11 protein-coding genes are annotated in these 15,547 nt (G+C 60.0%); 2 read left to right on the plus strand and 9 right to left on the minus strand.

The window, feature by feature from the left end:
* Positions 1 to 31 precede the first annotated feature (31 nt).
* From rluA to araB, 6 genes are all read right to left on the minus strand, one after another.
* Positions 32 to 691, minus strand: a complete 660-nt coding sequence (rluA, locus tag ACSEMK_RS09800; RefSeq protein ID WP_002888348.1) for a bifunctional tRNA pseudouridine(32) synthase/23S rRNA pseudouridine(746) synthase RluA — start codon at positions 689 to 691, stop codon at positions 32 to 34.
* Between the two features lie 12 nt (positions 692 to 703).
* The gene (rapA, locus tag ACSEMK_RS09805) at positions 704 to 3,610 is read right to left on the minus strand and encodes an RNA polymerase-associated protein RapA (RefSeq protein ID WP_113374399.1); all 2,907 of its coding nucleotides are present in this window, start codon (positions 3,608 to 3,610) and stop codon (positions 704 to 706) included.
* A 131-nt stretch (positions 3,611 to 3,741) separates the two neighbouring features.
* On the minus strand, positions 3,742 to 6,099 hold the full coding sequence (gene polB, locus ACSEMK_RS09810) for a DNA polymerase II (protein ID WP_430914822.1): 2,358 nt from the start codon (positions 6,097 to 6,099) through the stop codon (positions 3,742 to 3,744).
* 79 nt (positions 6,100 to 6,178) lie between these two features.
* Complete coding sequence (gene araD / locus ACSEMK_RS09815; RefSeq protein WP_113374401.1) at positions 6,179 to 6,874, minus strand: L-ribulose-5-phosphate 4-epimerase; 696 nt, start codon at positions 6,872 to 6,874, stop codon at positions 6,179 to 6,181.
* A gap of 53 nt (positions 6,875 to 6,927) precedes the next feature.
* Positions 6,928 to 8,430, minus strand: coding sequence for an L-arabinose isomerase (gene araA, locus ACSEMK_RS09820; RefSeq protein WP_047037966.1), 1,503 nt, complete (start codon positions 8,428 to 8,430; stop codon positions 6,928 to 6,930).
* Between the two features lie 10 nt (positions 8,431 to 8,440).
* Positions 8,441 to 10,150 (minus strand): ribulokinase, encoded by a 1,710-nt coding sequence (gene araB, locus ACSEMK_RS09825; RefSeq protein WP_430914823.1) that lies wholly within the window; start codon positions 10,148 to 10,150, stop codon positions 8,441 to 8,443.
* A gap of 336 nt (positions 10,151 to 10,486) precedes the next feature.
* On the opposite strand from araB, the gene araC reads away from it, so the two are divergent.
* Complete coding sequence (araC, locus tag ACSEMK_RS09830; protein ID WP_430914824.1) at positions 10,487 to 11,332, plus strand: arabinose operon transcriptional regulator AraC; 846 nt, start codon at positions 10,487 to 10,489, stop codon at positions 11,330 to 11,332.
* 128 nt (positions 11,333 to 11,460) lie between these two features.
* Positions 11,461 to 12,228: a DedA family protein gene (locus ACSEMK_RS09835; protein WP_047042724.1), complete on the plus strand. Its 768-nt coding sequence runs from the start codon at positions 11,461 to 11,463 to the stop codon at positions 12,226 to 12,228.
* On the opposite strand, the gene thiQ is transcribed toward ACSEMK_RS09835, so the two are convergent.
* From thiQ to thiB, 3 genes are read right to left on the minus strand one after another with little or no spacing between them, the layout of a single operon-like run.
* Positions 12,215 to 12,916, minus strand: a complete 702-nt coding sequence (gene thiQ, locus ACSEMK_RS09840; protein WP_113374404.1) for a thiamine ABC transporter ATP-binding protein ThiQ — start codon at positions 12,914 to 12,916, stop codon at positions 12,215 to 12,217. The genes ACSEMK_RS09835 and thiQ overlap by 14 nt on opposite strands.
* The gene (gene thiP / locus ACSEMK_RS09845) at positions 12,900 to 14,510 is read right to left on the minus strand and encodes a thiamine/thiamine pyrophosphate ABC transporter permease ThiP (protein ID WP_430914825.1); all 1,611 of its coding nucleotides are present in this window, start codon (positions 14,508 to 14,510) and stop codon (positions 12,900 to 12,902) included. Before thiP ends, thiQ begins: the two co-directional genes overlap by 17 nt.
* Entirely contained in the window at positions 14,486 to 15,469 is a 984-nt protein-coding gene (gene thiB / locus ACSEMK_RS09850) for a thiamine ABC transporter substrate binding subunit (RefSeq protein ID WP_213317254.1), read from the minus strand. Before thiB ends, thiP begins: the two co-directional genes overlap by 25 nt.
* Positions 15,470 to 15,547 lie beyond the last annotated feature (78 nt).

Below are 15,547 nucleotides of genomic sequence, written 5' to 3' on the forward strand. Positions count from 1 at the left end.
GAAGCGCAACCGGGGGCGTCCGGATAACGACTTAAAAGTCGATCGGCGCGCGGAAGGTCATCGCGTTGCCGTAAGCGGGATGGGTGATGGTTAACGTTTCGGCGTGCAGTAGCAGGCGCGGGGCCATCGCCAGCGCCTCCGGCGTGGCGTAAAAGCGATCGCCGAGGATCGGATGTCCCAACGCCAGCATATGCACGCGAAGCTGATGCGAGCGCCCGGTAATCGGCTTCAGGCGCACGCGGGCGGTGTTGTCCTCCGCGTACTCCAGCACCTCATACTCGGTTTGCGCCGCTTTGCCGGTTTCATAACACACCTTCTGCTTTGGCCGGTTCGGCCAGTCGCAAATCAGCGGTAAATCCACCAGGCCTTCCGCAGGCTGCGGATGACCCCAGACGCGGGCGACGTACTGCTTCTTCGGCTCGCGCTCGCGGAACTGACGTTTCAGTTCACGCTCGGCGGCCTTATTCAGCGCCACCACAATCACGCCGCTGGTGGCCATATCCAGGCGATGCACCGATTCGGCCTGCGGGAAATCGCGCTGGATACGCGTCATCACGCTATCCTTATGCTCCTCCAGCCTGCCGGGCACGGACAACAAGCCGCTCGGCTTGTTGACCACCATAATGTGCTCATCCTGATACAGAATCACCAGCCAGGGATCCTGCGGCGGATTGTAGTTTTCCATCGCCATTTTCGCGTTCCGTTACTGGTGAGTGACGACGATCAGACGCAGCGCATCCAGACGCCATCCTGCCTGCGCCAGCGCATCCATCACCTGTTGGCGGTTGCTTTCGATCGCCGCCAGTTCGTCGTCACGGATGTTCGGGTTCACCGCTTTCAGCGCTTCGAGACGCGACAGTTCCGCCGTCAGTTTATCATCGGCTTCGCTACGCGCCGCGTCGATCAGCGCCTGCGCCGCTTTGGCTATCTGCGCTTCGCCCTGTTGCAGAATCGCGTGCACGTCCTGCTGCACCGCATTGACCAGCTTGCTGCCAGTGTGGCGATTGACCGCGCTCAGCTGGCGGTTGAAGCTTTCGAACTCCACCTGCGCGGCGAGGTTGTTGCCGTTTTTATCCAGCAGCATGCGAACCGGGGTCGCCGGCAGGAAGCGGTTAAGCTGTAATTGCTTCGGCGCCTGCGCTTCGACGACGTAGATTAGCTCCAGCAGCAGCGTGCCGACCGGCAGGGCCTTGTTCTTCAGCAGAGAAATGGTGCTGCTGCCGGTATCGCCGGAGAGGATCAGATCCAGACCGTTGCGAATCAGCGGGTGTTCCCAGGTGATGAACTGCGCGTCTTCACGCGACAGCGCCACGTCACGCTCGAAGGTGATGGTGCAGCCATCTTCCGGCAGGCCCGGGAAATCCGGCACCAGCATATGATCGGATGGAGTCAGGACGATCAGGTTTTCGCCGCGGTCATCCTGGTTGATGCCGACGATATCGAACAGGTTCATCGAGAAGGCGATCAGGCTGGTATCGTCATCCTGCTCTTCGATGCTCTCCGCCAGGGCCTGCGCTTTTTCGCCGCCGTTGGAGTGGATCTCCAGCAGACGGTCGCGGCCCTGTTCCAGCTGCGCTTTCAGCGCTTCATGCTGCTGGCGGCAGGATTTGATCAGATCGTCAAAACCATCGGTGGATTCCGGCGCGGCAAGGTAGTTAATCAGGTCGTCGTGAACGCTATCGTAGACGGTACGACCGGTCGGGCAGGTATGTTCGAAGGCGTCGAGCCCTTCGTGATACCAGCGCACCAGCACCGACTGCGCGGTTTTTTCCAGATACGGCACGTGGATCTGGATATCGTGCGCCTGGCCGATACGGTCGAGACGGCCAATACGCTGCTCCAGCAGATCCGGGTTAAACGGCAGATCGAACATCACCAGGTTGCTGGCGAACTGGAAGTTACGCCCTTCGGAGCCGATTTCGGAACACAGCAACACCTGCGCGCCGGTGTCTTCTTCGGCAAACCACGCCGCGGCGCGGTCGCGTTCGATAATCGACATCCCTTCATGGAATACCGCGGCGCGAATACCTTCGCGCTCGCGCAGTACCTGCTCCAGCTGCAGCGCGGTGGCGGCCTTGGCGCAAATCACCAGCACCTTCTGCGAACGGTGGCTGGTCAGGTAACCCATCAGCCACTCGACGCGCGGATCGAAGTTCCACCAGGTGCCGGTATCGCCTTCAAACTCCTGATAGATCTGCTCCGGATAGAGCATGTCGCGCGCGCGCTCTTCCGCGGTTTTGCGCGCGCCCATGATGCCGGAGACCTTGATGGCCGTCTGGTACTGGGTCGGCAGCGGCAGGCGAATAGTGTGCAGCTCGCGTTTCGGGAAACCTTTCACGCCGTTACGGGTGTTACGGAACAGTACGCGGCTGGTGCCGTGGCGGTCCATCAGCATCGAAACCAGCTCCTGGCGCGCGGCCTGAGCATCTTCACGATCGCTGTTGGCGGCCTGCAGCAGCGGCTCGATGTCCTGTTCGCCGATCAGATCGCCAAGGGTGTTGAGTTCATTATCGTTCAGCTTGTTGCCTGCCAGCAGCAGGGCGACGGCGTCGGCGACCGGGCGATAGTTTTGCTGTTCTTCAACAAACTGTTCAAAATCGTGGAAGCGGTTTGGATCCAGCAGACGCAGGCGCGCAAAGTGGCTCTCCATGCCCAGCTGTTCCGGCGTCGCGGTCAGCAACAGAATGCCCGGCACGCGTTCGGCCAGCTGTTCAATAGCCTGATATTCACGGCTCGGCGCCTCTTCGCTCCACACCAGGTGGTGCGCTTCATCGACCACCATCAGGTCCCACTCGGCGTCGCACAGGTGCTCCAGGCGTTGCTTGCTGCGGCGCACGAAGTCTAAGGAACAGATAACCAGCTGTTCGGTTTCGAACGGGTTGTAGGCGTCGTGCTGCGCTTCGGCATAGCGTTCGTCGTCAAACAGCGAGAAACGCAGGTTGAAGCGGCGCAGCATTTCCACCAGCCACTGGTGCTGGAGAGTTTCCGGGACCACGATCAGCACGCGCTCGGCGGCGCCGGAGAGCAGCTGCTGGTGCAGGATCATCCCGGCTTCGATGGTTTTACCTAAGCCCACTTCATCGGCCAGCAGAACGCGCGGCGCGTGACGACGGCCTACGTCGTGGGCGATGTTCAACTGATGCGGGATCAGGCTGGTGCGCTGGCCGCGCAGGCCGCTCCACGGCATGCGGTACTGTTCGCTCTGGAACTTACGCGCGCGGTAGCGCAGGGCAAAGCGATCCATTCGGTCGATTTGCCCTGCGAACAGGCGGTCCTGCGGCTTGCTGAAGGCCAGCTTGCTGTCGAGCAGGACTTCGCGCAGGGTAACATTTTCTTCTTGCGTATCCAGGCGGGTGCCGGTGTAGGACAGCAGCCCGTTTTCTTCATTTACTTCGTCAACGTGGAGCTGCCAGCCTTCGTGGCTGGTAATGGTATCGCCCGGGTTAAACATTACGCGGGTGATCGGGGAATCGTTGCGAGAGTACAGACGGTTTTCGCCGATGGCGGGGAAAAGGAGAGTGACCATGCGCGCATCCAGCGCTACCACTGTCCCTAGTCCTAGTTCGCTCTCTGTATCGCTAATCCAGCGTTGACCAAGTGTAAAAGGCATATGTGTTCGGCTCTTTGTTCTTTAATTGCAGGCAATAGTGCATCCTCAGCATAGTTACGCTGAGGAATCAAAATTGGGTCCAGGAATGGAAAGGGCGCTATGGTACTGGATGCCGCGGTGTTAGTCACCTGTCAAAATAGCCCCAGTTGCCCTGTCACTATTGTAGCAAAGTCGTCGTTGACGAAGGGAAGGATTCCTTCCGCCACCGGCTGCAATTGCTTTGACAGATAGTGATCGTAATCGAGCGGCGACTGCTGGTAATCCACCGGCTCCGGGCCGCCGGTAGTCCAGACGTATTTAATGGTGCCGCGCTGCTGATACTGCTGCGCCCGCCCAAGCTTCACGTTGTGTTCATCGGCAAGCCTCGCGGCGCGCACGTGCGGCGGCACGTTGCGTTGATACTCCGCCAGCGGTCGGCGCAGGCGCTTGCGATAAACCAGCTGCTCATCGAGCTCGCCGTTCATCAGCCTGGCGATAGTCTCCCGAACATAATCCTGATACGGCTGATGGCGGAAGATGCGCAGGTACAGCTCCTGTTGAAACTGCTGGGCCAGCGGCGTCCAGTCGGTGCGTACCGTCTCCAGCCCCTTGAACACCATGCGCTGGGCATCGCCTTCCTGAATCATCCCGGCATAACGCTTTTTACTGCCGGTATCGGCGCCGCGGATCGTCGGCATTAAAAAGCGGCAAAAGTGGGTTTCATACTCCAGCTCCAGCGCGCTGGTCAGCTGGCTTTTGCTCAGTTCCTGCGCCCACCAGTCGTTGACATAGGCAACCAGCTTGCGGCCGATTTCCGCCGCCTGCGCTTCGCTATGCGGGCGCTTGAGCCAGACGAAGGTGGAGTCGGTATCGCCGTAGATAACGTCATAGCCCTGGGCTTCAATCAGCGCTTTGGTCTGGCGCATGATCGCGTGGCCGCGCATGGTGATCGACGACGCCAGCCGTGGATCGAAAAAGCGGCAGGCGCTGGTCCCCAGCACGCCGTAAAAGGCGTTCATGATGATCTTCAGCGCCTGCGACAGCGGCTTATTATGCTGACGCTTAGCTTCATCGCGGCCGTGCCAGATCTGCCCGACGATGCCTGGCAGGCAGTGCTTTTCGCGCGAGAAGCGGGCGCCGAGAAACCCTTCGGTGCTGTGGCGGTCATCGGGCTGCGCCAGTCCCTCAACCAGGCCGACTGGGTCGATTAAAAAGGTGCGGATGATCGACGGATACAGGCTTTTGTAGTCCAGCACCAGCACTGAGTCATACAGGCCGGGGCGGGAGTCCATGACGTAGCCGCCGGGACTGGCCTGCGGGGGAACTTCGCCGAGATTCGGCGCCACGTAACCCAGCCGGTGCATGCGCGGGAAATAGAGATGGCTGAAGGCGGCGACCGATCCGCCGTGGCGATCGGCGGGCAGACCGTTGACCGTCGCCCGTTCGAGCAGAAACGGCATGATCTCCGTTTTGTGGAAGATCCGCGTCACCAGCTCGCAATCCTGTAGGTTATAGGTCGCCAGCGCCGGTTTATCTTCATGGAAGCGGCGATCGATTTCGTCCATCCGATCCCACGGATTGTCGATAGCTTTGCCTTCGCCCAGCAGCTCACGGGCGACGGCCTCGAGTGAAAATGAGGAGAAGTTCCAGAACGCCGATTTTAGCGCTTCGATGCCGTCGATAATCAGCCGGCCGTTGGCCTGGGCGAAAAAGACGCCGTTCTTAAAACCGTGCTCGCGCCACTCCAGCTCGCTATTGCCGCGGCCGAGCAGCAGCGGGATGCGGTAGCGCTCGGCGTGTTTTTGCAGGACCCGCAGATCGAACTGCACCACATTCCAGCCGATCAGCACGTCGGGATCGTGTTCGGCAAACCAGGCGTTGAGCTTTTCCAGCAGCAGCGGGCGGCTGGCGACATAGACCAGGCTGAAGCCCACATCCGGCGGCGTGGCGGGCTCGGGGCCTAACATGTAGACCACCCGCTGGCCGCAGCCTTCCAGGCCGATGCAGTAGAGCTCGCCGTGGCGGCTGGTTTCGATATCCAGCGAGACCCATTTCAGCGGCGGGCGGTAATCCGGATTAGGTTTCATGCGCGCGTTAACCAGCTGCGAACCGCGCGTTTCGCCTTCTACCCACACCGGGGCGGTGATAAAGCGCTCCATCAGGTAACGCTCCGGCGGGCGGATATCGCCTTCGTAAACGGTGACGCCGTTTTCACGCAGCTTTTTTTCCAGCCGCATCAGCTGGCGATGCGCGCGGCAGTACAGGCCGAAAACCGGCTGGCGGTGGAAATCTTTTAGCGCAAGCGGGGCCAGACGGTAGCCGTTTTCACCCTGCAACAGGCTTTCAGCCTGCCGCCGCTGCGTTTCGGGGATAAACGCCACGGATTCCTGCGGCGGCAGCGTGACCTGCAGCGGGCCGTTATCGGTCGCCAGCCAGAAGGCCAGTTCCGTTCCCTGCGGGGTATCCCGCCAGTGACGGGTGAGTAAAAATCCTGCTTGCGGCTGCGTCACGCGTGCTCTCAACGATAAAAAACCAGGCCTGATTATAGCCTGGTTTCATGATGGGTGCTGGGGTTTTATACAGGGGTGATTACTGGCCGTAGTAGGCTTTGGCCCCGTGTTTACGCAGATAGTGCTTATCGAGCAGCGTCTGCTGCATATCCGGCAGTTGCGGCGCCAGCTGGCGGCAGAAAATTCCCATATAGGCGATCTCCTCCAGCACGATGGCATTGTGCACCGCGTCTTCGGCGTTTTTACCCCAGGCGAACGGGCCGTGGGAATGCACCAGCACGCCGGGCATTTGCGCCGGGTCGATGCCCTGCTGACGGAAGGTTTCGACAATCACATTGCCGGTTTCCCACTCATATTCGCCGTTGATCTCTGCATCGGTCATCAACCGGGTGCAGGGGACCGGGCCATAAAAATAGTCAGCGTGGGTGGTGCCGGTCGCCGGAATAGATTGCCCGGCCTGCGCCCAGATGGTGGCGTGGCGCGAATGGGTATGCACAATCCCCCCAAGCGACGGAAACGCCTGGTATAGCAGGCGATGGGTCGGCGTATCGGAAGAGGGTTTCTTGTTGCCTTCCACCACGTCACCGGTCTCCAGACTGACGACGACCATGTCGTCAGCGGTCATCAGGCCGTAATCCACGCCGGAGGGTTTAATAACCAATACCCCTTTGTCACGATCGACGGCGCTGACGTTACCCCAGGTTAAGGTCACCAGATTATGCTGCGGTAGCGCTAAGTTGGCCTCCAGCACCTGGCGTTTGAGATCTTCTAACATCTTGTTCTCCCTGCCCGATGAGCGGATTGTCATCGGGCATTCTGCTTGTGCGCTTAGCGTTTGCTACCGTAATAGACTTCATTCCAGCGCAGCGCGTCTTTGAACGACGGCAGGCGGGTATCGTTGTCGATGACGGCCAGCTCAATATCCTGCAGCTCGGCAAACTGGCGCATATCGTCGAGGGTTAACGCATGGCTGAAGACGGTATGGTGCGCGCCGCCGGCGATAATCCAGGCTTCCGACGCGGTGCGCAGATCCGGCTGCGCCTGCCACAGCGCGTTGGCCACCGGCAGCTTCGGCAGATCGTGCGGCGTCGCGACGGTTTCGATGGTGTTGACCAGCAGGCGGAAGCGATCGCCTAAATCAATCAGGCTGGCGACGATCGCCGGGCCGGTTTGGGTGTTGAAGATCAGACGGGCCGGATCGGCCTTACCGCCAATTCCCAGCGGCTGGACGTCGAGGATCGGTTTCTCGGCGGTAGCGATAGTCGGGCACACTTCCAGCATGTGCGAGCCCAGCACCAGATCGTTGCCGTTGTCGAAGTGATAGGTGTAATCCTCCATAAAGGAGGTGCCGCCCTGCAGACCGGTCGACATCACTTTCATGATGCGTAGCAGAGCGGCGGTTTTCCAGTCGCCTTCGCCGGCAAAGCCGTAGCCCTGCTGCATCAGGCGCTGTACGGCGAGACCCGGCAGCTGTTTCAGGCCGTGAAGGTCTTCAAAGGTGGTGGTAAAGGCGTGGAAACCGCCTTGTTCAAGGAAGCGTTTCATCCCCAGTTCGATGCGCGCGGCGTCCAGCACGTTCTGGCGCTTATCGCCGTGCACCTGCGCTGCTGGCGTCAGGCGGTAGCTGCTTTCGTATTCATCGACCAGCGCGTTGATATCGCCGTCGCTGATGCTATTCACCACCTGCACCAGATCGCCGACCGCCCAGGTATTGACCGAAAAGCCGAACTTAATCTGCGCCGCCACTTTATCGCCGTCGGTTACCGCCACTTCGCGCATGTTATCGCCGAAGCGGCACACTTTCAGATGACGGGTATCCTGCTTCGAAACCGCCTGGCGCATCCACGCGCCGATGCGCTGGTGCGCTTCTTTATCCTGCCAGTGGCCGGTGACGACGCTGTGCTGCTGGCGCATGCGCGCGCCGATAAAGCCGAATTCGCGGCCGCCGTGCGCGGTCTGGTTAAGGTTCATAAAGTCCATATCAATGCTGTCCCACGGCAGGGAGGCGTTGAATTGGGTATGGAACTGCAGCAGCGGCTTGTTGAGGAGCGTCAGGCCGTTGATCCACATTTTCGCCGGTGAGAAGGTGTGCAGCCAGACCACCAATCCGGCGCATTTATCATCGTAGTTGGCGTCGCGGCAAATATGCGTGATTTCATCCGGCGTGGTGCCGAGTGGTTTCAGCACCAGCTTGCACGGCAGTTTTGCTTCCGCATTCAGGCTATTCACCACATGTTCGGCATGTTTCGTTACCTGGCGCAGGGTCTCCTGGCCATACAGGTGCTGGCTGCCAATTACGAACCATACTTCATAGTTATCAAAAATCGTCATTTTCGTATCCTTAATGGGTGAGCGCTGCCGGAGATTGCGGGGCGTTTTCCGCCTTTGCAGCCGAAGGGAGATAGTGTTGTTCCGCGCTAGCCGACCACTGCTGGTAGCGCTGATACAGTTGTTCGAAACGCTGCGCCTGTTGCGCGCGCGGCTGCAGGGTGTTTTCCACCTCGCTTGCCATGTTGTGCTGCGCGGCGGGGATATCCGGATAGACGCCCGCGGCGACGGCGGCGAAGATGGCGGCGCCCAACGCGCAGCACTGATCGGAGGCGACAATCTGCAGCGGACGGTTCAGGACGTCGCAGCAGGCCTGCATGATGACCTGGTTCTTGCGCGCGATGCCGCCGAGCGCCATCACGTTATTCACCGGAATGCCCTGCTCGGTGAAGCACTCCATAATGGCGCGAGCGCCGAAGGCGGTGGCGGCAATCAATCCGCCGAACAATGCCGGGGCGTCGGTGGCCAGATTTAAATCGGTAATAACGCCTTTCAGCCGCTGGTTGGCGTTCGGCGTGCGGCGGCCGTTGAACCAGTCCAGCACCACCGGCAGGTGATCGAGGGACGGATTATTGGCCCAGGCTTCGGTGAGCGCCGGCAGCAGCTGTTTTTGACTGGCTTTGATTGGCTCGCGCAATTCAGGGTGCTGTTGGGCAAGCTGTTCCAGCGGCCAGCCGAGAATGCGGCCAAACCAGGCATAGATATCGCCGAATGCCGACTGACCGGCCTCCATACCGATGAAATCCGGCACCACGCTGCCGTCCACCTGGCCGCAGATACCTTTCACCGTGCGGTTGCCCACGCTCTGTTTATCGGCGATCAGAATGTCGCAGGTGGAGGTGCCGATCACTTTAACCAATGCGTTAGGCTGCGCGCCGGCGCCGACCGCGCCCATATGGCAATCGAAGGCGCCGCCGGAAATGACCACCGTCTCCGGCAGGCCGAGGCGCTGCGCCCATTCGGCGGTCAGGTTGCCGACGGGGAGATCCGCAGTCCAGGTGTCGCGGAACAGCGGCCAGGCAAGGTGGCGGTTAATAATCGGGTCGAGTTCGTCGAAGAAGCTGGCGGGCGGCAGTCCGCCCCAGCTCTCGTGCCACAACGATTTGTGTCCGGCGCTACAGCGACCGCGACGGATATCCTGCGGACGGGTGGTGCCGGAAAGCAGGGCGGGCACCCAGTCACAAAGTTCAATCCACGACGCCGCGGCCTGCGCGACGGCGCTATCTTCGCGCGTGACGTGGAGGATCTTGGCCCAGAACCATTCGCTGGAGTAGATGCCGCCGATATAGCGCGAGTAATCTTCTTTACCCGGCGTGTGGCACAGGCGGGTGATGGCCTCCGCCTCTTCCACCGCGGTATGATCTTTCCACAGCACGAACATGGCGTTCGGGTTGTCAGCGAACTCTTCGCGCAGCGCCAGCACGTTTCCATCAGCATCAATCGGCGCTGGGGTTGAGCCGGTGCTGTCGACGCCGATACCGACCACCGTCGCCCGTTGTTCAGCGCTTAATGCCGCCAGTACGCTTTTCAGCGCCGATTCCATGGATTCAATGTAATCGCGCGGGTGATGGCGGAAGCGGTTATTCGGCCCATCGCAGAACAGCCCTTCCTGCCAGCGTGGATACCACTCTACGCTCGCGGCCAGTTCCGCGCCGGTAGCGCATTCCACCGCCAGCGCGCGTACTGAGTCACTACCAAAATCGAGGCCAATCGCAATTGCCATCTTGTTACTCCATGCTGAAATCATTCATGCAGCAACAGTAGATATCCCCGGATAAATCCGTCAGGCCGTATTCGCTAATCTTATGGACTATATTGCTGTCACCACGCAAAGTGTGACGCCGTGCAAATATTCGATGTGGACTTTCCTGCCGTATTTATAGACACTTTTGTTATGCGCTGGATCAACGCGAAATGCGTGCTGGTAGCGCTTTTTTCGCTCGCTGTGCGGGTTTTTGTCTAAATTCCCACCGGTATCGCAGTCGCAACGGCGCGGATGGCGATAAAATGATGAATATGGACAATTGGTGTCAAAAATACCTCGTGGAGAACGACGCTTATGGCCGAAACGCAAAACGATCCGCTGCTTCCGGGCTATTCCTTTAACGCCCATCTGGTCACCGGCCTGACGCCGATTGAGGCGCAGGGATATCTCGATTTCTTTATCGACCGTCCGCTGGGCATGAAAGGCTATATTCTCAACCTGACGATCCGCGGCGAGGGGGTGATTAACAACCACGGCGAACAGTTCGTTTGTCGCCCCGGCGATATGCTGCTGTTTCCGCCGGGGGAGATTCATCACTATGGCCGCCATCCCGAGGCCAGCGAGTGGTATCACCAGTGGGTCTATTTCCGCCCACGCGCCTACTGGCATGAATGGCTCAACTGGCCGACGATCTTCGCCCATACCGGTTTCTTCCGCCCGGATGAACAATGGCAGGCGCGGTTTGGCGAACTATTCGGGCAGATTGTCGATGCCGGACAGGGGGCGGGGCGTTATTCCGAACTGCTGGCGATTAACCTGCTGGAACAGCTGCTACTGCGGCGCATGGAGGCGATTAACGAATCGCTGCATCCGCCGCTGGATAACCGGGTGCGCGACGCCTGCCAGTACATCAGCGACCATCTGGCGGACAGCCATTTCGATATCGCCAGCGTCGCCCAGCACGTCTGTTTGTCACCTTCTCGTTTGTCGCATCTGTTTCGCCAGCAGTTGGGGATAAGCGTACTTGGCTGGCGGGAAGATCAGCGAATTAGCCAGGCTAAACTGCTGTTGAGTACTACCCGGATGCCGATTGCCAGCGTCGGCCGCAATGTTGGCTTCGAAGATCAGCTCTATTTTTCGCGGGTCTTTAAAAAATGCACCGGCGCCAGCCCCAGTGAATTCCGCGCAGGATGTGAATAAAAAGTAAAGAAAGTGAAATGATGACCCGCTTAAATGTCACAGCCAGTAAACTATTAAGACAATTGGTGGCTTGACGACGACGTGACGGCTCCGGAGAATCCGGGCTTCGTTTTTTAACCGGGTACATTATGCAGGCATTGCTGGAACACTTTATCACCCAATCCACGGTCTACTCGTTGATAGCCGTGATGCTGGTGGCATTTCTTGAGTCGCTGGCGCTAGTGGGGCTTATCTTACCCGGCACGGTCATGATGGCTGGTCTGGGGGCGCTCATCGGCAGCGGCGAAGTTAACTTCTGGCAGGCGTGGCTGGCGGGGATTGTCGGCTGCCTGTTGGGAGACTGGATCTCATTCTGGCTCGGCTGGCGCTTTAAAAAGCCGTTACACCGCTGGTCGTTTATGAAAAAAAATCGCGCGCTGCTGGAGAAAACCGAACACGCGCTGCACCAGCACAGCATGGTGACGATTCTGATTGGCCGCTTTGTCGGGCCGACGCGGCCGCTGGTGCCGATGGTGGCCGGGATGCTCGACCTGCCGGTGGCGAAGTTCGTGCTGCCGAATATTATTGGCTGCCTGCTCTGGCCGCCGCTCTATTTCCTCCCCGGTATTCTGGCGGGGGCGGCGATTGATATTCCTGCCGATGAAAACAGCGCCAGCTTCAAATGGCTGCTGCTGGGCGCGGCGCTGCTGGCGTGGCTGGCGGGCTGGCTGTGCTGGCGGCTGTGGCGGAGCGCGAAAACCTCCGGCGATCGCCTGACCCGTTGGCTACCGCGCGGACGCCTGCTGTGGCTGGCGCCGTTGATGGCGGCGCTGGCGGTAGCGGCGCTAACATTTGTTTTCCGCCATCCCCTGATGCCGGTCTATCTTGAGATCCTGCATAAGGTCATTTCGCGCTAATTCCCAACAGCGCCGAGGCACTGCTGTTGCCGCTTAACAGATCGTCAGTGGCGCCGTCCCAGGCAATGCGCCCTTCGGCGACCACGATGGAACGAGGCGCAATGCGCGCCGCATCCTCCACGCTGTGCGATACCATCAACAGCGTCAACTGCTGCCGCTGACAGACATCGGCGACCAGCGTCAGCATCTCCTGACGCAGCGCCGGATCGAGCGCCGAGAAGGGTTCATCAAGCAGCAGCACCGGCTGTTGGCGTACCAGACAGCGGGCCAGCGCCGCCCGCTGCCGCTGGCCGCCGGATAGCTCGCCAGGCAAGCGATCCAGCAATGTATCCATTCCCATCTGCCCGGCTATCGCCATGACCTGCGCGTGCTGCTCGCGGTTCAGCTTAAGGCCGGGGTGGATGCCGAGGCCAATATTCTGCCGGACGGTGAGATGGTTAAACAGGTTGTTCTCCTGAAACAGCATAGAAACCGGGCGTTGCGCCGGCGGCGTGGCGTTATGCTTCTCGCCGTCGATCAGCAGGCTACCGCTGGCGGGGGGCAGAAACCCGGCAATCAGATTCAGCAGCGTGCTCTTTCCGGCGCCGCTGGGACCGAGCACGGCGATGCGCTCTCCGCGCTCGACGCTGAGCGTAAATCGCATCGGCAAATGCTGATACAGCCAGGTGACATCATTGAGTTTTAGCATCGCGTCCCGGTAGTTTCTCGATCAAAGTAAAAAGGATAAAGCACAGCAGCAGGAGCAGGAGCGCGGTGACCGCGCCGTCCTGGCTGCGGTAGGAGCCGATCTGCTGATACAGATAGAAAGGCAGCGTGCGGAAGGATTCATTGCCGAACAGCGCCACCACGCCGAAGTCGCCAATCGACAGCACGCAGGCGAAAGCCAGGGCCTGCGCCAGCGGCCGTTTCAGCGCCCGCAGCTCCACCACCCGCAGCCGGTTAAAACCTCGTAGCCCCAACGACTGACACAGGGCGCCATAGCGGACGGCAATATCGCGCATTGGGTTTTCCAGCACCTTCAGGGCATAGGGGATTGCCATCAGCGCGTTGGTAAAGATGACAATCCCGTCGGCGGATTCCGGCAGGCCGATACTGTTATTGAGCAGCAGGAAGAAGCCGGTCGCCAGCACAATCCCCGGCATGGCAAGAATAAGCATACCGCTGAGTTCCAGCGTCTGCCCGGCCAGCGGCAGGTTACGGGCGCGCAGTTCGCGACTGCTCCACAGCAGCATCATGGTCAGGATAACGCTGAGCAGTCCGGCGGCGATAGCGATACGCAGCGAGGTCCACAGCGCCTGCCACAGTGCGGCTTGGCCGAGCACCTTCGGCAGATTGACGTTGAGCCCATCGACGATTACCGCTAACAGCGGTGGAAGCAGCAACAGCAGAGCGAGCGCGATCAGCGCGTAATCACACAGGCGACTATGCAGACGGTCGTCGGGGTCGCGCCAGCCTTGCACCTGACTGGCGCCGATCGCCACGGCTTTGCTCAGGCGCTGGCTCAGCAGCACCAGCCCAAGGCAGCAGATCATTTGAATAATCGCTAACAGCGCCGCCCGCGCCGGGTCGTAATCAAAGCTTAGCGCCTGATAGATAGCCAGCTCAATGGTGGTGGCCCGCGGCCCGCCGCCTAGTGACAGCACGGTGGCGAAACTTGCGAAGCACAGCATAAAAATCAGCGCGGCCACCGGCGGGATCTGCCGACGCAGCCACGGCCATTCCACAAGACGGAAGAAGACGAAACCGCGCATCCCGAGCTGAGCGGCGATCTGCCGCTGTTCGCCGGGAATGTTTTCCAGCGCCTGCAGCAGCAGGCGGGTCGCCATCGGCATATTAAAGAACACATGGGCCAACAGGATACCCTGTAAGCCGTATGGCGAGAAATCCCACTGCCAGCCGAGCGCGTGGAACAGCGCGGCGAGCCACCCCTGGCGGCCATAGACGCTGAGGATGCCGAACACCGCCACCAGTACCGGCAGGATCAACGTCATCGCGCACAGGCGCAGCAGCAGCGTGCGCCCCGGAAAGCGGCGGCGATACAGGGCGCGGGCGAGGAATATCGCCGGCACCACGGAAAATAGCGCCGACAAAAACGCCTGCCAGAAAGAAAAGCGTACGACGTGCCAGAGATAGCTATCGCTGAGGATCGTCTGCCAGGGCGCCTGCGGCGCTTCCAGCCACAGCGCCAGAAACGCCGCCAGCGCTACGATGACCAGTAAGAAAGCCGCCGCGGCGCCGGGGATCAGCCAGCCGAAACTTAGCGGCTGACGGCGCGTTGCCATGAACCGATCCAGTTTTGACGTTCAGCAGCGACCTGCTGCGGGGTGAACTGCAGCGTGGTTTGCGGTTTGGTTAGCGTATTGAAGCCGGCCGGCAGCGCGACCTGGGTTACCGGGTACATCCAGTTGCCGGTGGGAATGGCGTTCTGGAAGCCTGGTGAGACCATAAATTTCAGGAACTTCTCCGCCAGTTCCGGTTGCTTGCTGGCGGCGGTACGCGCGGCGACTTCAACCTGCAGATAGTGGCCTTCGGTAAAGTTCGCCGCGGCATAATTATCTTTTTTCTCTTCGATGAGGTGATAAGCCGGCGAGGTGGTGTAGCTCAACACCAGGTCGCTTTCGCCTTTCAGGAACAGGCCGTAGGCTTCGCTCCAGCCCTTGGTGACGGTGACGGTTTTGGCCGCCAGCTTCTGCCAGGCTTCCGGCGCCTTATCGCCATACACTTTTTGCATCCACAGCAGCAGACCGAGCCCCGGCGTACTGGTGCGCGGGTCTTCGTAGATCACGCGCCATTTCTGCGGGCTCTCGACCAGCTCTTTCAGGCTTTTCGGCGGGTTTTTCAGCTTGTTTTTGTCATATACGAAGGCGAAGTAGCCGTAGTCGTAAGGCACGAAGGTGTCATTATCCCAGCCGCCGGGTACGGAGACTGCGCTGGCCGGCACGCCGCTTTTGGCAAACAGTTTGCTCTGCGCCGCGGCTGCCAGCAGATTGTTATCAAGGCCGAGTACGACATCGGCTTTGCTGTTTTTGCCTTCCATTCGCAGCCGGTTAAGCAGCGATACGCCATCTTCGAGGGCGACATATTTCAGTTCGCAGCCGCAATCGGCCTCAAATGCCTTTTTAACCGCCGGGCCAGGACCCCAGTCGGCAGAGAATGAATCGTAGGTGTAAACGGTCAGGACCGGTTTAGCAAAGACCGGGGCGGCGACCAGCGCCAGCAGGGGAAGCAGTTTTTTCAACACTTTGCACCTCAATATATGGGGAGGCAAAGGATTTTGAGTAGGCCTCAAATCCCTTCGCCGGCGTTATCCGGATCAGGT

The sequence above is a fragment of the Klebsiella sp. K-3 genome (genome assembly GCF_051207495.1).
Taxonomy (GTDB): domain Bacteria; phylum Pseudomonadota; class Gammaproteobacteria; order Enterobacterales; family Enterobacteriaceae; genus Klebsiella; species Klebsiella aerogenes.

Bases quoted from the DNA above. Each gene is read 5' to 3' on its own strand.
- rluA (WP_002888348.1), bottom strand. From the start codon at position 691: ATGGCGATGGAAAACTACAATCCGCCGCAGGATCCCTGGCTGGTGATT.
- rapA (WP_113374399.1), bottom strand. From the start codon at position 3,610: ATGCCTTTTACACTTGGTCAACGCTGGATTAGCGATACAGAGAGCGAA.
- araD (WP_113374401.1), bottom strand. From the start codon at position 6,874: ATGTTAGAAGATCTCAAACGCCAGGTGCTGGAGGCCAACTTAGCGCTA.
- araA (WP_047037966.1), bottom strand. From the start codon at position 8,430: ATGACGATTTTTGATAACTATGAAGTATGGTTCGTAATTGGCAGCCAG.
- araB (WP_430914823.1), bottom strand. From the start codon at position 10,150: ATGGCAATTGCGATTGGCCTCGATTTTGGTAGTGACTCAGTACGCGCG.
- araC (WP_430914824.1), top strand. From the start codon at position 10,487: ATGGCCGAAACGCAAAACGATCCGCTGCTTCCGGGCTATTCCTTTAAC.
- ACSEMK_RS09835 (WP_047042724.1), top strand. From the start codon at position 11,461: ATGCAGGCATTGCTGGAACACTTTATCACCCAATCCACGGTCTACTCG.
- thiQ (WP_113374404.1), bottom strand. From the start codon at position 12,916: ATGCTAAAACTCAATGATGTCACCTGGCTGTATCAGCATTTGCCGATG.
- thiP (WP_430914825.1), bottom strand. From the start codon at position 14,510: ATGGCAACGCGCCGTCAGCCGCTAAGTTTCGGCTGGCTGATCCCCGGC.